Below are 21037 nucleotides of genomic sequence, written 5' to 3'. Positions count from 1 at the left end.
TCCGCGACGAGGGAGGCGATCTCTCCGCACAGGAAGCGGGCCAGGTCCACGCCGTGCGAGGCCAGGTCGCCGAGCACCCCGCTGCCCCCGCGCCGCCGCTCGTAGCGCCAGGTCAAAGCGGTGTCCGGGTCCGCCGCGTAGTCGCTGAACAGGCGGACGCGCACATGCGTGACCGTGCCGATCCCACCGGAGGCGATCAGCTCGCGGGCGGCCTCCACGGCGGGCGCGTTGCGGTAGTTGAAGCCGACCGTGCCCTGTACACCGGCCCGCGCGACCGCGTCGGCGACCGCGCGGGCGTCGTCGGCGGTCAGGCCCACCGGCTTCTCGATCCACAGGTGCTTGCCGGCCTCGGCCAGCGTCACGCCGATCTCCCGGTGCAGGAAGTTCGGCGCGGTGACGCTGACGGCCTGGACGCGCGGGTCGGCGGCCACCTCGCGCCAGTCGCGGGTCGCGGAGGCGAACCCGAACCGCTCGGCGGCCTCCTCGGCCCGCCCCGGCACCTCCTCGGCGACCGTGACCAGCCGGGGCCGCAGCGGGAGATCCGGATAGTGGTGCGGGAGCCGCGCGTACGCCCGGGTGTGCACCCGGCCCATCCAGCCGAATCCGATGACGGCGACACCCAGCGCATCCACCATGACAGCCTCTCCCAGAAGCGTGGGACCGGCGCCCGGACCGGTCCGTCCCGGCTCCCGGCCACCTTTGTCCGGACATGGAGGCGTGTCAACCCTCGCGGGGAGGCCTCACAGGTTGATGGCGTACGCCTTGCGCAGCGTCTCGTGCACCGTCCACCGCGTACGGTCGCCCGCCCGCAGCACCGCCATGTCGCCGGGCCCCACCCGCAAGGTCGGACCGTCCTCGACCTCGATCGTGGCCGAGCCGCTGATCACCACGAACAGCTCGTCGGCCTCCGTGTCCGTGACCACGCCCGGGGTGATCTGCCAGATCCCCCGGACCTGCCGTCCGTCCGGCGACTCCCAGACCACCTTCCCGGTCACCTCCGGGTGCCCGGAGACGATCTGCCCCGGGTCCAGGGGCTCGGGTTCGAGGTCGGCGTCGGGGATGCGGAGCGCGAAGCTGTGCGTCATGCGGGCGACCCTAGTCGGCGGGCGCGCCGCGGTGCCGTGGACAGGATGTGGGGCATCGGGCCCGGCCACGGGACACTTCGTCGCCCCCCGCTCAGCGGCCGGTGCGCACTCCGTCCAGCGCGATGGCCAGCACCCGGTCGCGCTGCGCGTCGTCCTCGAAGCTCGTCGCCGTGATCCCGGCGACCAGCCGCAGCAGGTCCCCGAAGTCCATGTCCGTCCTGGCGGCGCCGGCGCGCTGCGCGCGCTCCAGCAGCGGGCCGCCGGCCGCGTACATGGACTCGCGGCAGGTCTGGAAGATGTCCGACTCGCCGTTCAGTGCCTCGCGCACCGCCCGCTTGGTGACCATGTATCCGGCGAACCGGTCCAGCCACCCCGTCAGCGCCTCCCACGGTTCCCGGTCCGCCAGCTCCACGGCGGCCCCGCACAGGGCGGAGACCTCGTCGGCGTAGACCGTCTCGAACAGGTCGCGGCGGGTGGGGAAGTTCCGGTACAGGGTGCCGATGCCGACACCGGCGCGGCGGGCGATGTCCTCCAGGGAGGCGTCGGCCCCGTGCTCGGCGAACGCCTCGCGGGCGGCGTCGAGCAGGGCGTCGTAATTGCGGGCAGCGTCCTTACGGTGCGGCCGGCGGGCCGCGACGATCTCGCTGACGGGGAACGGCGTGGCCGTCACTGCTGCCTCCCGGGAGGAAACGGAATTGAAGCGGAGGTTGGCCTCCGCTAGAGTGGAGGGGTACCTCCACTTTACCAGTGCGGGGTGGCTCCGCCGTGGCCGGACGCGGCCCGCGCCGCCGCCCCCGCGACCGGGGGCGGCCGGTACGTACGACCGTGCCCCCCGCACCACGCGCCCCAGGTACCCGACCCTCCGCCTGCCGGATCCGCGTCTCCGACCCGTTTCTCCCCGACCCGTCTCCCTGCCCCATTTCCCTGATCCATCCCCCCGACCCATCTCCCCGACCCATCTCCCCGACCCATCTCCCCGATCCGTATCCCTGATTCCGGAGAGGCTTCTCCATGCCCCGCGCCTCCACCCGTGTCACCTTCGCGGTCCTCGCGGCCGGAGCCGGCGTCTTCGCCATGCTCCAGTCGCTGATCGCACCGGCCCTGCCGACCGTCCAGCACGCCCTGCACGCCTCCCCGTCCACCGCGACCTGGGTGATGACGGCCTATCTGCTGTCCGCCTCGGTCTTCACCCCGATCCTCGGCCGGGTCGGCGACCTCGCCGGCCGCAAACGGACCCTCGTCGCCGTCCTGCTGGCCGTCCTCGCGGGCTGCCTGGTCGCCGCGCTGGCCCCGAACATCGGCGTGCTGATCGTCGCCCGGGTCGTCCAGGGCGTCGGCGGCGCCCTGTTCCCGCTCTCCTTCGGCATCATCCGGGAGGAGTTCGCCCCGGCCGAGGTCGGCGGCAGCATCAGCAACCTCTCCGCCGTGATCGCGGCCGGCGGCGGCGTCGGCATGGTGGCCGCCGGACCGATCGTGTCCGCGCTCGACTACCGCTGGCTGTTCTGGATCCCGGTGGCGATCGTCGCCGCGACCGTCCTGATCGCCCTGCGCTACATCCCCGAGTCACCCGAACGGACCGCGGGCAAGGTCGGCTGGACCGGTGCCGTGCTGCTCTCCGGCTGGCTGGTGGCGCTGCTGCTGCCGCTGAGCCAGGCCGGGCAGTGGGGCTGGGGCTCGGCGAGGGTGCTCGGCCTGTTCACCGCCGCCGTCGCGCTGTTCGCGGTATGGCTGGTGACCGAGGCCCGCTCGCGCACCCCGCTGATCGACCTGCGGGTGCTGCGCTTGCCCGCGGTGTGGACGACCAACACCGCCGCCCTGCTGTTCGGCGCCGGCATGTACTCCATCTGGTCCTTCCTGCCGGGCTTCGTCCAGACCCCGTCCGCGGCCGGCTACGGCTTCGGCGCCAGCGTCACCGAGTCCGGGCTGCTCATGCTGCCGATGCTGGTCGCGATGTTCCTCTCCGGCGTGCTGTCGGGCCGGCTGGAACCGCGCGTCGGCGCGAAGGCGCTGCTCACCACGGGCGCCGCGCTCGGCGCGCTGGCCTGCGGCTTCCTCACCCTCTGGCATGACGCCCGGTGGCAGATCGGCGTCGTCGCGGCCCTGTTCGGCCTCGGCATCGGACTGGCCTTCGCCTCGATGGCCAACCTCATCGTGGGCAGCGTGCCGACGGCCCAGACCGGCGCCGCGACCGGGATGAACGCCAACATACGCACCATCGGCGGCTCCATCGGCGCCGCGCTCACCAGCGTCCTGGTCACCGGCCGGCTCCAGCCCTCGGGCCTGCCGTACGCCTCCGGCTACACCCACGGCTGGGCCCTGCTCGCCCTGCTCTGCCTGGCCGCGGCCGCCGCCGCCCTCCTGGTCCCGGCCCGCCGCCAAGGCCCCCCGGCCGAGGTGCCCACCGCCCCGGGGGTGACACGGGCACCCGCCCAAGTGCGGTAGTGTTGACCTGCGTGATCACGCGGGACACCCCGCGTGGGACCGCGGCGGGACGTGGCGCAGCTTGGTAGCGCACTTGACTGGGGGTCAAGGGGTCGCAGGTTCAAATCCTGTCGTCCCGACTGGAGACAGTCGCAGGTGAGGGCCGGTTTCGGAGACATCCGAAACCGGCCCTCGGCCGTTCTTGGGGACCAGTGCTCCCTTGCCGGATCTCGTCCATGACGCTCTCGATCACCTCGTTGGGTGCCCGATCGAACTCGATGTCGGCGGTGAGAGTCGGAGCCCGGCGCGTTCGCGCACCCCGGCGCGGGTGATGCCGGTCAGGTACTGAGACGGCTTCTCGGCAGAGAAGCAGTTGCCGTCCTCGGCGCGGCCGGTGCCGGGTGCGTTCGCAACGGGTTCTTGGGGACCGGTTGGGGACCAGTGCTCCCTTGACCCGGTGACGGTGTTCTTGACCGTTGAACGGGTGTGCTCGTCGGCGATCCAGTTCCGCACGGTCCGGTCGGCGGCATCGTTGGTGATCGACCGTAGGTGTCCCAGAGGGGAGTGGCGGCGGGGAGGCGCGGGTTGTGCTGCGGTTTTCTTTTTATGAGGGGATTCGGTGTTCGCGCTTGTTGCTATTGGGAGCTGACGCCGATCGCCATCATTTGTGCTTGTGCTTGTGCTTGTGCTTGTGCTTCGAATCGGGCGTTGGCCGGATAATCGTTTCCGGGTGAGCCGGTTCGGCTAACCGGCGATCACGGGCCGTGTCGCCCGGCATGTGGAGTGCGTTGCGATCGTTGGTTCCGCCGAAAAGTGCGGCCTGTCTGTGACTGATCGGCATGTCAATTCGGAGCTTCGGCGTTTCCATTAATGAATTACCGCATCCGGGTGATCCGATGGGCAATGTACTCGGCGGGCAACTTGTGACGAGGTATACCTCTCCCGTCATGCCTTCTTGCGTCAGTGTGTTCCACCAGGCTTGCACCATGAACTCGTACTGACAGCCGGGCGTGCTCGTCGATTCGCCTCGAGAATCCCCACAGGAGGACCGCTTGCTCAGTACGACATTCCGGAGTCGGCGTCGACGGCATGTCAGGCACCCGGTACCGAGACGCATGCTGGCGAGTCTCACCGGCTTGGCCGTAATCGGTGCCGGACCCGTGCTGGCGACGGGGCCGTTCGCGACGTCGGCGCTGGCCGCCGCCAACGGTCCCTGCGGTCCCTCGCCCTCGGTGACACCCTTCATCGACGAAGTGCGGCAGCCTCCAGTCGCCGCGCCGGACGGAAAGGACCACTACACACTCACGGCGGCCGTTCATCACAGTCACAAGTTCAGCAGCCGATGGGGGCCGACCCGGACACTGGGCTACAGCACCGGCCATGTGACCGTCGACTATCTGGGGCCGACCATCGTCACCCGCAAGGACCGTCCCATCAAGGTGCGGTTCGTCAACAAACTCCCCGCATCGGGCACACCCGTCTTCCCGTTCGACCAGCCCGACAACGACAACACCATCACCACGCACCGGCATGGCGGCCTGCAGGCCGTGGAGGACGACGGTGTCCCCGAGCCGTACGGTGTGGAAGTGCCGCCGGGCGGGTCGCAGACGCAGTACTACCCGAACAAGCAGGCGGCGGCGCCCTTGTGGTACCACGACCACGCCGACGCCCACTCCTCGTACCACGTGTACGAGGGCTTGGCGGGGCTGGCTCCCAACACGGACGAACTGGAGCCGGCTTTCGGTCTTCCCCGCGGCGACTTCGCCAAGGCCTATGTGGTCCAGGACAAGTCGTTCAACGCCGATCACTCGCTGTGCTACACGCACGCCGCCCCCGAATTCTTCGGTGACCTCCCGGTGATCAACGGGACCATCGCTCCCAAGCAGTCCGTGCAGCCGCGACGGTACACCCTCACGTTCGTGAACGGCTCGGACTCCCGTTTCTACCACTTGACACTCCGGCAGACCGGCGGGTCGAGGTCAGCCGCACCGCGCATGACCGTGGTGGGCAGCGACCAGGGATATCTGCGGCATCCGGCCCCGGTCGGTGACCTGCTGATCTCGCCCGGAGAACGTTACGAGGTCGTCGTCGACTTCACCGGCCACAAAGGGCAGAAATGGGTGCTGGCCAACGACGCTCCCGCCCCTTACCCGGGTCCGAACACGGCGCCACCGATTCCCCAGCTGATGCGGTTCGACGTGGACCGGAAACCGACGACTCCCGACCGGTCACGGGTGCCCGAGACGATCCGGGAAACCAACAACGACGAGTCGCTGACGAAGGAACTGGCCAAGGCGAGGCTCCGCACGGTCCAGGCAGGGGAGCAAACCCCCGGCGTCCCGCAGATCGGGGACAGGGAACAGCTGCTCAACTACACCGACCCGCCCACCGAGACACCGCAACTCGGTTCCACGGAGGTCTGGGCGATGCGCAACCACACCCCGGACGCGCACCCCTTCCACGAACACCTCGTGGAGCTGAGGCTGGTCGGCCGATGGCACGTCGGGCGGTGGGACGCCAAGGGCAGACCCGTCCCCGGTACCGTCGGTCCCTTCGAGGCCGCGAAGGCTTATGAATCCGGGCCCAAGGACACTTTCGTCTCTCCTCCGGACTACATCACGGCCTGGGCCGGCACATACACCATTCCCGGGATCACGGTATGGCACTGCCACATGCTCTCCCACGAGGACGGCGCCTCGACAGGCGGCGCAGTCGAGATGATGCGTCCCCTGGCGGTCGGCTCGACGCCGCAACTCCGGCTGCCCCGCGTACTGACACCGGAAAGGCTCGACCAATTGGTACGCCGGCCGTAGTTCCCGGGCACACCGGCAGAGCCCGGAAGGGCCGGGTGGTTACGGGCAGCACACCCTCACCCGGTCCGAACGGGTGTCAGCGAAGCGCGTCGGTGCCGCGGTGGGCGACGTGCTCGGAGAGACTGGCCGGCATGGACGGCGCAGGGCGGATCGTGGTCATCGGCGTGGGCAATGAGTTCCGCCGTGACGACGGGGTGGGGTGGGCGGTGGTGAACCGCCTCGCCGAGCCGGGACCCCCGGCGCCCGCTCTGACCGGCGTCGACCTCGCCCTCTCCGACGGTGACCCCGGGCGGCTGATCGGGACCTGGCGGGGCGCGTCGCTCGGCATCGTCGTCGACGCCGCGCACGCCCACCCCGGGTGCCCCGGCCGGGTGCACCGGCTGGAGGTCACACGAGGTGAACTGGCTGCGTCGTCCGCGGCCAGTTCGCACGGCATGGGACTGGGCGAGGCCGTGGAACTGGCTCGCGTGCTCGGATGGCTGCCGGAGCGGCTGGTCGTCTTCGCGATCGAGGGCGAGGACGCCTCGGTGGGCCGCGGTCTCTCCGTGCCGGTCCGGGACGCTGTCGCGTCGGTGGCCGACCGCGTACGGCGAGAGATCCTCCGCCACCGCGCGGCACTGAGGGACCTGTCGGCATGAGCGGAGTCAGGCAGACCTGGCGCATCGAGATCTCCGGGACCGTCCAGGGCGTGGGCTTCCGGCCGTTCGTCCACCGCACGGCCAACGCGCTGGGCCTGGACGGCTGGGTACGCAACGTGGACGGTCACGTGGTCGCGGCGGCGGCCGGACCGCGCGACGTGCTGGAGCGGTTCCTGGCCCGTTGCCGGGACGAGGCGCCGCCCCTGGCCGTCGTCGGCACCGTCACCGTGGGCCGGCTGGAGACCGGCGACCACCACGGCATCGCCCCCGGCTCGGGTTTCGTCGTACTCGAGAGCACGGCGGGGGCGGCCACCGGGCCGGTGCGCCAAGTCCCGGCGGACGCGGCGCCCTGCGCCGACTGCCTGCGGGAACTGTTCAGCCCGGACGATCGCCGCTACCGCTACCCCTTCGTCAACTGCACCGCGTGCGGTCCACGGGCCACCGTCATCACCGGCCTCCCGTACGACCGTGCGCGCACCACGATGGGGGCCTTCACCCTCTGCACGGCCTGCGCGCGGGAGTACGCGGACCCGGCGGACCGGCGGTTCCACGCCGAGCCGCTGGCCTGCCCCCGCTGCGGCCCCCGGACCTCGTGGTGGACACCGGAGGCAGCGTGCGGGGGCGAGGCGGCCATGAGCGCCGCCGCGGACGCGGTGCGCGGGGGAGGTGTGGTGGCGGTCAAAGGGGTGGGCGGTTACCAGCTGGTGTGCGACGCCACCGACGCGGCCGCCGTGACCGCGCTGCGGCGCCGCAAGCGTCGCCCCGACAAGCCCTTCGCCGTGATGGTGCCGGACCTGGACACGGCCCGGCGGCTGGCGGACCTCGGGCCGGTCGAAGGCGAGCTGCTGAACTCGCCCGCCTGCCCCATCGTGCTGCTTCCGGCGCGCCCGTCCGCACCCCTCGCGGCGGGAGTCCACCCCGGCACCCCGCGCGTCGGGCTCCTCCTGCCGGCCAGCCCGCTGCACCATCTGCTGGCGCGCGACGTGGACCGGCCGGTGGTGTGCACCAGCGGGAACCTGGCCGACGAGCCCCTGGCCGTCGACGACGCCGAGGCCCGAGCGCGCCTCGCCGGTGTCGCGGACGGTTTCCTGACGCACGACCGCGTCATCCACGCCCGCTGTGACGACTCGGTGGTGACGACCCTGGGCCGTCAGGTCCTCACCATCCGCCGCGCCCGCGGCTACGCCCCCACGCCGATGCGGCTGCCCGTGGCCGGCCCGGTCCCGGCCCTCGCGGTGGGAGCGCAGCTGAAACACACCTTCACCCTGGTGGCCGGCGACCGCGCGGTGATCGGTCCGCACACCGGAGACCTGGCGGACCCGAGAACTTCGGACGCCTTCGAGGCGGCCTACCGCGGCCTGTCACGGCTCGCCGGGATCGATCCGCGGGTGGTCGCCCACGATCTGCATCCCGGATACGTCTCCACCCGGTGGGCCGTCTCCCGCTGGCCGGCCGAGCGGCGCATCGCCGTCCAGCACCACCACGCCCATGTGGCGGCCTGCGCGGCCGAGCACGGGCTGGCCGGTCCGTTCACCGGCGTCGCCCTCGACGGTCTGGGGCTGGGCGACGACGGCACGCTGTGGGGCGGTGAGGTGCTCGTCGCCGACCTGACGGGATACCGCCGCGTCGGACGGTTCGGGACCGCGCCCCTGCCGGGCGGGGAAGCGGCCGTGCGCGCGCCCTTCCGCATGGCGCTGGGCTATCTGTTCGGCGCGGAGGACCTGGGCTCCCCGCCGCCCTCCCGGCAACTGGCGGACACGTTCACGGCCGGCCGGCCGGCCGGCGAGGTCCGCGCCCTGCGGGCCATGGTGGACCGCGAGGTGAACTGTCCCCGCGCCTCCAGCTGCGGGCGGCTGTTCGACGCGGCGGCGAGCATCCTGGGACTGTGCCACCGCGCCGGCTACGAGGGCCAGGCAGCCGTCGCCCTCGAGTCCGCAGCCGGTGACGTGGCGGAGGAGCCGCTGCCGTGGCGGCTGGTCCGCGCCGGGGACGCCCATGACGCGCTGTGGGTGTACGACCCGTTGCCCACCCTGACCGCACTGCTGCGGGGACGGGCCGACGGCGAGCCGGTCCGGCGCCTGGCCGCGGGATTCCACTCCGCCGTCGCCGCGGCGACCGCCGCACTGGTGGAACGCGCCGTGGCGGACGGCGCCCCGCCCGTCGTGTGCTTGTCCGGCGGCTGCTTCCAGAACCTGCGCCTGCTGAGCGGGATCGGCGGGCGGCTGCGCGGAGCGGGACTGGAGGTACGCGTGGGCAGCGCGGTGCCCGTCAACGACGGCGGTATCAGCTTCGGCCAGGCGGCGGTGGCAGCCGCCCGGCTCGCGGAGGAACGCGAGAGGAAGGGGGAGACGCCGTGTGTCTGGGCATCCCAGGACGCGTGATCGACGCCCGCGACGAGGCCGGCGTGCGGATGGCGACCGTCGACTTCGGCGGCGTGCGCCGGGCCGCCTGCCTGGAGTACACCCCCGAAGCGGACATCGGGGACTACGTGATCGTCCACGTCGGCTTCGCCATCACCCGGGTCGACGAGGCCGAGGCGCAGCGCACCCTCGCGGTGCTGCGGGCGATGGGCGGCGTGGAGGACGAGCTGGGGGAGCCGCTGCCATGACGGGTGACACGGCGGTCATCGGTACCGCGGGGCTGGAAGCACTGGTGTCCGCCCTCATCCGGCGCGGGCGCGTCGTCGTGGGCCCCACGGTGCGCGACGACGCCATCGTGCTGGCCGAGCTGACGTCCGCCCGCGAGCTGCCCTACGGGTGGGGCGTCGAGCTGGAGGCCGGCACCTACCGGCTCCGGCGCCGCGCCGACCGGATGGCCTTCTCCCACAGCGCCGGCCCGCAGTCGTGGAAGTACTACCTGCATCCGCAGCGGGTCCGGCAGTGGAGCGCCGACCGCGGTCCGGACGGCACGGTGACCGTGACGCAGGAGCCCGACCGGCCGCCGTCGTACGCGTTCCTGGGCGTGCGCCCCTGCGATCTGGCCGCCATCGCCACCCAGGACCGGGTTCTGCTGGGTGGTCCGCACACCGACGACGTCTACCGGGGGCGCCGTGCCGGGGCGTTCCTGGTCGTGGTCGAGTGCGTCGAACCGGGGGCCACCTGTTTCTGCGTCTCCATGGGCACCGGACCGGCCGCGCACGGCTCCTACGACCTGGTGCTGACGGAGGTGGACGACGAGCGCGGGCACCGCTTCTGGGCACGGGCCGGCAGCGAGGCCGGAGCCGAGGTGCTCGCCGAGCTGCCCCGCCTGCCCGCCGACGCGGCCACGGCCGACTCGGCCCGGCAGGCGGTCGACCGGGCCGCCGGGCGCATGGGACGCACCATGCCCGAAGTGGACCTGCGGGACCTGATGCGCGACTCGCGCGAGGCCGAGCGCTGGAACGACGTAGCCGCCCGATGCCTGACCTGCGGAAACTGCACCATGGTCTGCCCGACCTGCTACTGCACCACCACCGAGAACGTCACCGACCTCACCGGCGACCACGCCGAGCGCTGGCGGCGCTGGGACGTGTGCTACGACCTGGACTTCACCCACATGCACGGCGGATCCGTCCGGCAGACCGGGCGCAGCCGCTACCGGCAGTGGCTCACCCACAAGATCGGCACCTGGCACGACCAGTTCGGCATGTCCGGCTGTGTGGGCTGCGGCCGGTGCATCGTGTGGTGCCCGGTCGCCATCGACATCACCGAGGAGGCGCACGCCTTGCAGGCCGAGCGAGCGGCGGGCGCACAGGACGAGGCGGACACACCCGAGCGGAGGGGGAACCCGTGACGGCCACGGCCGGCTTCGCGGCGGGCCTGACGCCGAGTCAGCGGGAAACACTGCACACCCTGGCTCGCCCGGTGTCCTTCCCGCCCGGGCACCGGCTCTTCGACGAAGGGCAGATCGCGGACCGGTTCTGGATCCTGTCCCGGGGCTCGGTGGCCCTCGACATCCAGGTTCCGGGGCGTCCCGCGCCCGTCATCGAAACGCTCGGGCAGGGCGACTTGCTCGGCTGGTCCTGGCTCTTCGAACCCTACCGCTGGCACCTGGGCGCCCGCGCCCTCGCCCCCGTGGACGCCGAGGAGTTCGACGCGTCCACCGTGCGCGCCGCCTGCGAGCGGGACACCGGCTTCGGATACGCCGTGGCGCGCGCGGTCGCCGCGGTGGTGGGCCAGCGTCTGCGGGCCACCCGGATCCGCCTCCTCGACCTCTACGGGCCACCCCACGGAGGCGTGCGGTGAGCCTTCCCCGGATCTACGAGGTGGTGCGCCGCGATCAGGAGACACCGGACACCGCGACCCTCGGCCTGAGACCTCGCGAGGCGGCACTGCCCCCCTTCCGCCCCGGCCAGTTCGCCATGGTCTACGCCTTCCCCCGCGGCGAGGTCCCCCTCTCCCTGGCCGGCGCGCCTTCCTCCGGGGCCGGACTGACCCACACCGTGCGTGCCGTCGGACCCGTCAGCCGGGCGCTGCACGACCTGCGGCCCGGACAGCAGGTGGGGGTGCGCGGCCCGTACGGCACCCCCTGGGACCTGACGGCGGCCCACGGCCGGGACCTGCTGCTGATCGCGGGCGGCCTCGGACTGGCACCGCTGCGCCCACTGCTCCAGGCGGCACTCGCCGAGCCCCGCCACCACACCGGCATCACCCTCCTGATCGGCGCGCGAACCCCCGCCGACCTGCTCTACCGCCACCAGTACGGCTCTTGGAACGAGCGGGCCCGGGTCGCCGTCACCGTGGACCGCCCCGACGAACACTGGAGCGGCGAGGTGGGCGTCGTCACCACGCTGCTGGACCGGGTGCCCTTCCACCCCCCGCGCACCACCGCCTATCTGTGCGGCCCCGAGGTGATGATGCGTGCCACCGCCCGTGACCTCGCCCACCGCGGCGTTCCCGCCACGCGCGTGTTCCTCTCCCTGGAACGCACCATGCGCTGCGGCACCGGGCACTGCGGCCAGTGCCAGCTCGGCCCGCTGCTGCTGTGCCGGGACGGTCCCGTCACCACCTGGGACCAGGCCGAACCCCTCCTGTCCGTCCGGGAGCTGTGAGTGACCACCGACGACCGCGACCCCCGCCTCCCGGCCGGCCGCCGACCGACCCTGGCCGTATGGAAGTTCGCCTCCTGCGACGGCTGCCAGCTGACCCTCCTGGACTGCGAGGACGAGCTGCTGCCGCTCGCCGGGCAGCTGGAGGTCTCCTACTTCCTGGAAGCCACCAGCACCGCCGGACCGGGACCGTACGACCTCTCCCTGGTCGACGGCTCCATCACGACCCCGCGGGACGCCGCGCGCATCCAGCACATCCGGGCCGTCTCCCGTCACCTGGTCACCATCGGCGCGTGCGCGACCGCCGGGGGGATCCAGGCACTGCGGAACTTCGCCGACGTCGCCGAGTACCGTGCGGTCGTCTACGCCAGCCCCGAGTACATCGACACCCTCGACGAGTCCACCGCCATCGCCCTCAACGTGCCGGTCGACTTCGAGCTGCGCGGCTGCCCCATCGACCGCGGGCAGCTGCTGGAGGTCATCACGGCCTTCCTGACCGGCCGCCGCCCCGACATCCCCGACCACTCCGTGTGCTTCCCGTGCAAGCGCCGCGGCACCGTCTGCCTGCCCGTCGCCAAGGGCGTACCGTGCCTGGGGCCGGTCACCCACGACGGGTGCGGCGCCCTGTGCCCGTCCTACGGGCGCGGCTGCTACGGCTGCTTCGGACCCTCCGCCTCCACCAACCTCCCCGCCTTCGTCCCGCTGTTGCGCCGGGACGGCATGACGGACACCGATGTGGTGCGGGTGCTGCGCACCTTCAACGCCGCCGCACCCGAATTCGCCGAAGCCTCCACCGCGCTGGAGCACCCCGGCCGGGACACCGTCGAGCGGCCTGAGGAGGAGCGGTGACGCACCGGGGCTCCAGGGTGGTCCACGTCGGCGGGCTCTCCCGCGTGGAGGGCGAGGGCGCGCTCCACCTCCGGGTGGACGAGGGCCGCGTCACCGTCGCCCGACTGCGGATCTACGAACCACCGCGCTTCTTCGAGGCGTTCCTGCGCGGGCGGGCCCACACCGAACCGCCGGACATCACCTCCCGGGTGTGCGGCATCTGCCCGGTGGCCTACCAGATGAGCGCGTGCAAGGCCGTGGAGGACGCCTGCGGGGTGACGGTCACCGGCCCGCTCGCCGCCCTGCGGCGACTGCTGTACTGCGGGGAGTGGATCGAGAGCCAGACGCTGCACATCCACCTCCTGCACGCCCCCGACTTCCTCGGCTACCCCGACGCCATCACCATGGCCCGCCGCCACCGCGCCGACGTCGAGCGCGGCCTGCGGATCAAACAGGCGGGCAACGCCATCGTCGAGCTGCTCGGCGGGCGGGCGATCCATCCGATCAACGTCCGGCTCGGCGGTTTCCACCGCACCCCCACCCGCGCGGAACTCGCGCCGCTGGCCGAGCGCCTGCGCCGGGCACGGGAAGACGCCCTGCGCACCGTGGAGTGGTCGGCCGGTTTCGACTTCCCCGACGCCGGCTGCGACGCGCAGCTGCTGGCGCTGGCCGAGCCCGGCCGCTACGCCATCGAGGGCGGCACACCGACGGTCATGCCCGCCCCCGCCTCCGCCGGCCTCACCCCGGACAGCACCCAGGCCCTGCCCACCCGGACCTTCCCCCTCCACGACTTCGAACAGCACGTCGTCGAACGCCAGCTTCCGCACTCCACCGCCCTGTACTCCTCCCTCGACGGCCGTCCGCACCTGACCGGCTGCCTGGCCCGGTACGCCATCAGCGGGCGCCTGCTGTCCCCCCTCGCCCTCCAGGCCGCGCACGCCGCCGGACTGGGCGATCCGCGCGCCGGCGTCGTCTGCCGCAACCCCTTCCGCAGCATCCTGGTGCGCGCCGTCGAGGTCGTCTACGCCCTGGACGAGGCGCTGCGCCTGATCGACGCCTACGAGCCGCCCCACGCTCCGGCCGTACCCGTGGCACCCCGTGCCGGGACCGGCCGAGGCGCCACCGAGGCCCCGCGCGGCCTGCTCTACCACCGCTACGGGCTCACCGCCGACGGCACCCTCACCGATGCCTCCCTCGTCCCGCCCACCGCCCAGAACCAGGACGCGATCGAGGACCACCTCCGTTCCGTCGTACAGGCCCACATCGACAGCCGGCCGGGGGCGGACGACCTCGACGACGACGAGTTGCGCCTGCTGTGCGAACGCGCCATCCGCAACCACGACCCGTGCATCTCCTGCTCCGCCCACTTCCTCGACCTCACGGTCGAACACCTGTGAGACCGCCGCTCCGTTCGTGAAAGGAACCCGCCGGTGCGCTATCTCGACGAGTACCGGGACCCCGTACTCGCCCGGCACCTGTTGGAAGAGACCAGGGCCATCGCCACCCGCCCCTGGCGGATCATGGAGGTCTGCGGGGGCCAGACCCACACCCTGGTCCGCCAGGGCATCGACGAGCTGCTTCCCGCCGGCATCCGGATGATCCACGGGCCCGGCTGCCCGGTGTGCGTCACACCGCTGGAGACCCTCGACCGGGCGATGGCCATCGCCGCCCGCCCCGACGTGATCTTCACCAGCTTCGGCGACATGCTGCGCGTACCGGGATCCACCACCGACCTGCTGTCGGCGCGGGCCCGCGGCGCGGACGTACGGGTCGTGTACTCCCCGATGGACGCCGTCGAGATCGCCCGTGCCGAACCGGGCCGCGAGGTCGTCTTCCTCGCCGTCGGCTTCGAGACCACCGCACCGGCCAACGCCATGGCCGTCCTCCACGCCGACCGCTTGGGCCTGACCAACTTCAGTGTCCTCGTCAGCCACGTCATGGTCCCGCCCGCGATGACGACACTCCTCGAGTCCCCCGACTGCGAGGTCCAGGCGTTCCTCGCCGCGGGCCACGTCTGCGCGGTGATGGGCTGGACCGCCTACGAACCGATCGCCGCGCGCCACGGCGTGCCCATCGTCGTCACCGGCTTCGAGCCCCTGGACCTGCTGGAGGGCATCCACATGGCCGTGCGCCAGCTCGAAGAGGGGCGCGCCGAGGTCGAGAACCAGTACGCCCGAGCCGTGCGCCGCGAGGGCAACACCGGTGCCCGGACCGCCGTCGCCCGCGTCTTCCGCGTCTGCGACCAGGTGTGGCGCGGCCTGGGCCCGCTGCCCGGAAGCGGTCTCGCCCTCGCCGAGGAGTTCGCCCGTTTCGACGCCGCCCGCCGCTACGACGTCGGTTCCCTCCGCTCCGCCGAAGAGCCCGCCTGCATCTCGGGCGCCATCCTCACCGGCGCCAGACTGCCCACCGACTGCACCGCGTACGGAACGGCCTGCACGCCCCGCACCCCGCTCGGGGCCCCCATGGTCTCCTCCGAGGGAACCTGCGCCGCCTTCCACGCCGCGGGCCGCACCTCCGCCGGCACCGACACGTCCTTCGGGAGCCCCGCATGACGACCTGCCCCCTGCCCTCGACGGGGGACGGCCGCGTCCTCCTCGGCCACGGTGCCGGCGGACGGCTGTCGGCCGAACTCCTGGAGGCGCACGTCCTCCCGGCCCTCTCCCCGGCCGCGGCGGCCACCGGTGGCCCACTGGAGGACGCCGCCCCGCTGCCGGGCGACGACAGCCTGGTGATGACGACCGACGCCTTCGTCGTCAGCCCGCTGTTCTTCCCCGGCGGCGACATCGGCACCCTCGCCGTCAACGGCACCGTCAACGACCTGGCGATGCGCGGAGCCCGGCCGCTCGCCCTCACGGTGGCCCTGATCATCGAGGAAGGGCTGGACTTCGCCCGGCTGGACGCCGTTCTCGCCTCCCTGGGCAAGGCGGCCGCCGAAGCGGGGGTACCGGTGGTGGCGGGGGACACGAAGGTCGTCGGCCGTGGCCAGGCCGACGGGCTCTACATCACCACCACGGGCATCGGCCGCCGCCTGCCCGGCCTGAACCCTTCCGCCGGCCGCGCCGGGCCCGGCGACGCCGTCCTGCTCAGCGGACCGATCGGCGCCCACGGCACCGCCGTCCTCAGCGTCCGCGACAACCTGGGCTTCGCCTCCGACATCACCTCCGACACCCGGCCCCTGCACCGCCTGGTCGGCGCCCTCGCCCCGCTGGGCGCCCACGTCCACACCCTGCGCGATCCCACCCGGGGCGGCCTGGCCGCCTCCCTCAACGAAATCGCTCGCGACTCCCGGGTCCACGTCAGCATCGACGAAACCGCCCTGCCCGTCCCCGGTCCCGTCGCCGGCGCCTGCGACCTGCTGGGCCTGGATCCCCTCACCGTGGCCAACGAGGGCTGCATGGTCGCCTTCGTCGCCCCCGACTCCGCCGACGAGGCACTCGGCCTGATGCGTGCCCTTCCCGAGGGGCGGTACGCGACCCGCATCGGCGACGTCACCGACGGTCCCGCGGGCCGCGTCGTCCTGCGCACCCTCATCGGCGCCCAGCGCCTCGTCGACATGCCACTGGGCGAACAACTGCCCCGTATCTGCTGACCGGCCGGCTGCCCGCGGGGCGTCCGTGAGGGCCGCCGGCACCGTCCTCCGCAACGATCAGGGGCGCACGATGACGACGGGGCACTTCGCATGGTGAGCGACGTGCTGGCTCACGGACCCCAGCAGAGCGCGGGCGAACCCGCCCCGCCCCCTGCTGCCGACGACCAGCGCCTCCGCCCCCTCGGCGGCCGTGAGCAGCACCTCCACGGTGTTGCCACGGACCACGAGCGCCCTGACCGAGTCGGCCCGCTCCGCCCCCAGCACCTCGCGCAGCTCCTTCCGCAGCAGTTGCCGGGCGACGGCCTCGTCGAAATCCGCGTCCACGGCCAGGGCCGCCCAGCCGTACGCGCCGGGCATGTCCCAGGCCACCACCACGTCCACGGTTCCGTCGATCAGTGCGGCGTACCGCACGGCCCACCGCAGCGCCGCGTGCGAGTCCGGCGAACCGTCGGCGCCCACCACGACACGAGGCCGGGCAGTTTCCGTACCCATGCGTCTCACCTCTCCACACAGTTCAACCGTCGGGCAGCGCGAGGGTGCAGGTCTCACCGGGCGCCATGGTCACGGCGCGGTCGGCCAGCACCACGCGGATCGGCGACTCGTCGGAGTCGGGCACGCTGATGCCGAGCTGTCCGCTCCGGCTGAGTACGCCGACGCCCCAGTGGCCGCGATAGTGCACCGTGAAGCCGTATTCGGAGAGCGCGGGCATCGGTACCGGGTCGAGGCGGAGGCCGTCCTCGCGGACCTCCAGCCCGGTCAGGCCACGCTGCACCAGGTCCAGTGTCCCGGCCATGGCGCCCAGATGGATGCCCTCACCGGTCGTCCCGCCCTGGATATCGGCGATGTCCGCCTTCAGGGCCTCGTGAACGTACTGCCACGCGTCGGCCCGCCGGGCCCGGGCGAGGACGAAGCCGTGGACGAGTTCGCTGAGTGTGGAGCCGTGGCTGGTGCGCCGGAGGTAGTAGTCGACCGTCCGGTTCCACACGTCGTCGTCCAGGTCGTAGCCGAGGCGTCGGAACAGGCGGCGCAGCTCGGTGGGTGAGAACAGGTAGCCCAGCATGAGGACGTCGGCCTGTTTGGACGCCTTGTAGCGGTTCACCGTGTCGCCCTCGGCCTCCAGGATGCGGTCCAGCCGGCGGATGGTGGTGTAGCGGGCGCGGTAGGCGTCCCAGTCCAGTTCGGCGAGGCCGTCGTAGCCCTCGAACTGGCTGATGACGCCCTGGTGGAACGGCACGCGCAAGCCCCGGGACACCTCCTCCCACCTCGTCAGCTCGCCGGCGCCCAGCCCGAGCCGGTCCAGCAGTTCCTCCCTGCGCCACGAGGGAAGCCGCCGCAGGAGGTCCAGACCGCGGGTGAGGACCCAGGCCGCGGTGACGTTGGTGTAGGCGTTGTCGTCCAGTCCGGGCCGGGGCGAACCGGGGTAGCCGTCGTGGTACTCGTCGGGACCGACGACGCCGCGGATCCGGTAGCGGCCGGTGGCGGGGTCGAAGACGGCCAGGGCCGCCCAGAAGCGGGCGATCTGCAGCAGCATCTCCGCCCCCTTCGTGTGGAGGTATTCCGTGTCGCCGGTGGCCGCGCAGTACTGCCACACGTTGTAGGCGATCGCCGAACCCACGTGGTGCTGCAGGCGGGAGTGGTCCGGCAGCCAGCGTCCCGAGGCCGGGTTGAGGTGCCACTCCTGGGACTCCTCGCGGCCGTCGCTGCCGCTCTGCCACGGGTACATGGCCCCGGCCCGGCCCGCGGCCGCCGCCGCCCTGCACGCCCGGGGGAGGCGCCGGTGGCGGTAGTCCAGCAGGGACCGGGAGACTTCCGGCAGGTGGAGGTTGAGGTAGGGCAGGACGAACAGCTCGTCCCAGAAGACGTGGCCCCGGTACGCCTCGCCGTGCAGTCCGCGGGCGGGAACGCCCACGTCGAGATCCGCCGTGTGCGGTGACAGCGTCTGCAGGACGTGGAAGAGGTGGAAGCGGAGTATGCGGCCGGCTTCGCCGGGGACCCGGATGTCCGCTCGCCGCCACAGCGCTTTCCAGGCGGCCACGTGCGAGTCCAGCAGGGCGGGGAAGCCGGGTGCCGTCGACACCCGGTCGACGGCCTCGCTCACGGGGTCGCCGATCGCCGTGTCCCGGGAGGTGTGGAGCGCCACGGTCTTGTCGACGGTCACGGGCCGTCCCGGAGCGATGGTCGCCACCAGCCGGTGAACGGCCTGGTGGCCGGCCGGGGAGAGCACCGACGAGACCGCAGGCGCGCCGGTGCTGCCGGCCGTCGTCCGGGCGGCCAGGGCGACGGAGATGTCCGATGTGCTGGTCCGGCAGCTCAGCCAGACCGTGTGCGGCTCCCGGGCACCGGTCCGCACATGTGCCAGATGGTGGCGGTCGAGAGCGCGGTACCGGTGCACATTGCCGTTGGACACCCCGCCGTCGATCGAGCTTTCGATCTCGATCTCGCCCGACCAGCCGTCGGTCGTGACGACCGTGCGCAGCGCGGCCAGGTGCGCGTCTCCCATGTGCACCAGGCGGATCTGCTCCACGCCGAGCACCGCCGTCCCGTCGAGCCGATAGCGGGAGGTGCGGGTGAGCGTGCCACGGCGCAGATCGAGCACGTGCCCGTGATCGAGGACGGCATACGAGTGCGGGGAGACCCACGGGCCCCACACATCACCGGCGCTCCGCAGGCGGAACCGGAGGAGCAGCCAGTTCGGCAGGTTCACCAGGTCCTCGTTGACCACCCGCCGTCCGGACACGGTCGACTCCAGCCGGTTGTAGCACCCGGCCGCGTAGGTTCCCGGGTAGTGCACCAGGCCGCCGCGGTACTCCGGGAGCGTGCCGCGCGTCGCGAAGTAGCCGTTGCCGAGGGTGCAGAGGGATTCACGCAGTTGCTCGGCGGCGGGGATGTGACCCCTCCACTCCCATGTCCAGTGCGACATCAGCCACCCCCGCCTCTCCTGCGGACGGCTGCGGCCCGGGGCTCACACCCGCTGGGGGACGACGGCGACGGGGCACGGCGCATGGTGGAGGAGGGTGTGGGCGGCCCTGCCGAGTTGCAGGCCGAAGCGACCGTGGCGGCGTTGCGCGCCCACGACGATCAGGCCGGCCCCGGCCGAGGCGTCGAGGAGAACCCGGTGGGCGGGGCCTTCGACAGGCCGGAGGTCGATGTCGACCCCGGGGTGCTCCCGTACCGCCTCGCGCAGCGCGTCCTCGAGGTCGGCGGCGGCCCGCTGCTCCCGTGACCGGGCTGCGTCGTCGGCGATCAGCATGTGGTCCACGGGTTCCTGGGACGGGCTCCGCCAGGCGCGTACGGCGGTCAGGGCACAGCCCCGCACCTCGGCCTCCCGGACGGCGAACCGCACGGCCCCCGCACCGTCGGGCGCGTCACCGACGCCCACCACGATCCGGCCCGCGGTTTCCCGTCGGCCGGGCTCCTCGCCCCGGACCACGACGACCGGGCAGACGGCGCGAGCGGCCACGGTCAGGCTGACGGACCCCAGCAGCATCCCCGCGACCTGGCCGCGCCCGCGTGAGCCCGTGACCAGAGCGAACGCCTCCGGTCCCGCGCGCAGCAACGCGGACACGGCATCCTCGGCCACGGCCTCCCCCGAGACCCGCAGCTCGGGATTCCGCCGCCGGGCCCGCTCCACGCAGGAGGCCACGATGTGATCGGCCATGACCTTCTCGGCATGCCGGCCGGTGCCGAAGGAGGGACGTGTCCCCTCGTAGTTCTCCCAGAGGGAGGCGTGGAGCAGACGAAGGGACAGCCCGTGCCGTGCCGACTCGTCCACCGCCCAGTCGACGGCCGTCAGGCTGGAGTCGGATCCGTCGACGCCCACGACCAAGGGGAGGTTCATCGCGGTCACCGCTTTCGTCGTCCGGCTGCGGGGCTCTCCTGACTACGGTCGCACCGCCCGCCCGGTGCCGCGACACGCGGCCCTTTCCGGTCCGGCGATCTGCGGCCGGTGTGCGGTGGTCCCGGTCGCGATGGTGCGAAGGGCCTTGTACGGGGCCGCTTGGGGCCGCGCGGTGACGGAGGGCGCGGCGCGTGACGCGGGCCTACTCGCCGGCCGGAGTGATCCGGCGGCCCGTGAGACGTGTGGGCCGGACCGACACCCACATGTCGCGTTCCCCGCCGGCCCACGGTGTGGTGTGCGCCTTCCGGCCGAGTTCGCGTACGACCTCCGGATCCGTCACCACGCTCGCGGGGCCGACGGCGAGGACGCTCCAGCCCTGGCTCAGGGCTTCGTCCACGTGATCGACTTCGAAGGCGACCTCCGTCTCCGCCGCCCCGGCGAGGACGGATTCGGGCGCGGTCCGGAAGACGATGGCGTCCTCGACGACCTCGTAGTTGACGGGGACGACCACGGGGAGGCCGTCGGGCCCGGACACCGCGACGCGGCCCACGCCGTGCGTGGAGAGCAGGGTGCGGCACTCCTCCCGCCCGAGGTCCCGCAGCTCGGGGTGCAGCAGCGCGTGGCCCTGCCCGGGCGGACGCTGCACGCCCCCGCCCCGCAGTGCGGCGACCGTGGTGCCGAACGCGTCGGCCAGTCTGACGAGAGTCGCGAGGGTCGGGTCGCCGGGCCCTTCCTCGAGATACGCGAGGTGATCGGGGGACATCCGGGCACGCCGGGCCGTCTCGACCCGACTGAGCCC

19 protein-coding genes and 1 tRNA gene are annotated in these 21037 nt (G+C 72.6%); 13 read left to right on the top strand and 7 right to left on the bottom strand.

Features of this window, described 5'->3' with window-relative positions; genetic code table 11:
- From H5J33_RS04090 to H5J33_RS04080, 3 genes are all read right to left on the bottom strand, one after another.
- Positions 1-635: Gfo/Idh/MocA family protein (locus H5J33_RS04090; protein WP_181793406.1), on the bottom strand; the 635-nt coding region annotated here is incomplete at its 3' end.
- Between the two features lie 105 nt (positions 636-740).
- Positions 741-1085 (bottom strand): cupin domain-containing protein, encoded by a 345-nt coding sequence (locus H5J33_RS04085; protein ID WP_181793405.1) that lies wholly within the window; start codon positions 1083-1085, stop codon positions 741-743.
- 91 nt (positions 1086-1176) lie between these two features.
- A complete protein-coding gene (locus tag H5J33_RS04080; protein WP_181793404.1) occupies positions 1177-1755 on the bottom strand; it encodes a TetR/AcrR family transcriptional regulator in 579 nt (192 codons plus the stop codon).
- A gap of 341 nt (positions 1756-2096) precedes the next feature.
- Here H5J33_RS04080 and H5J33_RS04075 point away from each other — a divergent pair, with 341 nt between their 5' ends.
- From H5J33_RS04075 to hypE, 13 genes are all read left to right on the top strand, one after another.
- A complete protein-coding gene (locus tag H5J33_RS04075) occupies positions 2097-3527 on the top strand; it encodes an MFS transporter (protein WP_181793403.1) in 1431 nt (476 codons plus the stop codon).
- 45 nt (positions 3528-3572) lie between these two features.
- A tRNA-Pro gene (locus H5J33_RS04070) sits at positions 3573-3646 on the top strand.
- 996 nt (positions 3647-4642) lie between these two features.
- Complete coding sequence (locus H5J33_RS04065; protein WP_181793402.1) at positions 4643-6319, top strand: multicopper oxidase family protein; 1677 nt, start codon at positions 4643-4645, stop codon at positions 6317-6319.
- A 131-nt stretch (positions 6320-6450) separates the two neighbouring features.
- Positions 6451-6957 (top strand): hydrogenase maturation protease, encoded by a 507-nt coding sequence (locus H5J33_RS04060; protein ID WP_181793401.1) that lies wholly within the window; start codon positions 6451-6453, stop codon positions 6955-6957.
- A complete protein-coding gene (gene hypF, locus H5J33_RS04055) occupies positions 6954-9338 on the top strand; it encodes a carbamoyltransferase HypF (RefSeq protein WP_181793400.1) in 2385 nt (794 codons plus the stop codon). The genes H5J33_RS04060 and hypF overlap by 4 nt, the downstream gene beginning before the upstream one ends.
- Positions 9311-9565 carry a HypC/HybG/HupF family hydrogenase formation chaperone gene (locus H5J33_RS04050; protein WP_181793399.1) on the top strand — a complete coding sequence of 85 codons (255 nt, stop codon included), beginning with the start codon at positions 9311-9313 and terminating at the stop codon, positions 9563-9565. The genes hypF and H5J33_RS04050 overlap by 28 nt, the downstream gene beginning before the upstream one ends.
- Positions 9562-10728: a 4Fe-4S dicluster domain-containing protein gene (locus H5J33_RS04045; protein ID WP_181793398.1), complete on the top strand. Its 1167-nt coding sequence runs from the start codon at positions 9562-9564 to the stop codon at positions 10726-10728. Before H5J33_RS04050 ends, H5J33_RS04045 begins: the two co-directional genes overlap by 4 nt.
- Positions 10725-11180 carry a cyclic nucleotide-binding domain-containing protein gene (locus H5J33_RS04040; protein ID WP_181793397.1) on the top strand — a complete coding sequence of 152 codons (456 nt, stop codon included), beginning with the start codon at positions 10725-10727 and terminating at the stop codon, positions 11178-11180. The genes H5J33_RS04045 and H5J33_RS04040 overlap by 4 nt, the downstream gene beginning before the upstream one ends.
- A complete protein-coding gene (locus H5J33_RS04035; protein ID WP_181793396.1) occupies positions 11177-11986 on the top strand; it encodes an FAD/NAD(P)-binding protein in 810 nt (269 codons plus the stop codon). The genes H5J33_RS04040 and H5J33_RS04035 overlap by 4 nt, the downstream gene beginning before the upstream one ends.
- Positions 11987-12832 (top strand): oxidoreductase, encoded by an 846-nt coding sequence (locus H5J33_RS04030; protein WP_309485313.1) that lies wholly within the window; start codon positions 11987-11989, stop codon positions 12830-12832. It abuts the gene before it with no gap.
- Positions 12829-14208, top strand: coding sequence for a Ni/Fe hydrogenase subunit alpha (locus tag H5J33_RS04025; protein ID WP_181793395.1), 1380 nt, complete (start codon positions 12829-12831; stop codon positions 14206-14208). The genes H5J33_RS04030 and H5J33_RS04025 overlap by 4 nt, the downstream gene beginning before the upstream one ends.
- Before the next feature lie 33 nt (positions 14209-14241).
- Positions 14242-15363, top strand: a complete 1122-nt coding sequence (hypD, locus tag H5J33_RS04020) for a hydrogenase formation protein HypD (RefSeq protein ID WP_181793394.1) — start codon at positions 14242-14244, stop codon at positions 15361-15363.
- Positions 15360-16400, top strand: coding sequence for a hydrogenase expression/formation protein HypE (hypE, locus tag H5J33_RS04015; RefSeq protein ID WP_181793393.1), 1041 nt, complete (start codon positions 15360-15362; stop codon positions 16398-16400). The genes hypD and hypE overlap by 4 nt, the downstream gene beginning before the upstream one ends.
- A gap of 57 nt (positions 16401-16457) precedes the next feature.
- Here hypE and H5J33_RS04010 read toward each other — a convergent pair whose 3' ends face one another.
- The 4 genes from H5J33_RS04010 to H5J33_RS03995 form a co-directional block, all read right to left on the bottom strand.
- The gene (locus tag H5J33_RS04010; protein WP_181793392.1) at positions 16458-16892 is read right to left on the bottom strand and encodes a universal stress protein; all 435 of its coding nucleotides are present in this window, start codon (positions 16890-16892) and stop codon (positions 16458-16460) included.
- Between the two features lie 22 nt (positions 16893-16914).
- On the bottom strand, positions 16915-19320 hold the full coding sequence (locus tag H5J33_RS04005) for a glycoside hydrolase family 65 protein (protein ID WP_181793391.1): 2406 nt from the start codon (positions 19318-19320) through the stop codon (positions 16915-16917).
- Positions 19321-19362: 42 nt separating this feature from the next.
- Positions 19363-20238: a universal stress protein gene (locus H5J33_RS04000; protein ID WP_181793390.1), complete on the bottom strand. Its 876-nt coding sequence runs from the start codon at positions 20236-20238 to the stop codon at positions 19363-19365.
- A gap of 202 nt (positions 20239-20440) precedes the next feature.
- Positions 20441-21037, bottom strand: a 597-nt coding sequence (locus H5J33_RS03995; protein WP_258564860.1) for a pyridoxamine 5'-phosphate oxidase family protein, incomplete at its 5' end; no start/stop codon positions are given.

It is taken from the genome of Streptomyces sp. WELS2 (assembly GCF_013870595.1).
Classification (GTDB): Bacteria; Actinomycetota; Actinomycetes; order Streptomycetales; family Streptomycetaceae; genus Streptomyces.
This window is presented reverse-complemented; position numbering and strand designations above follow the sequence as displayed.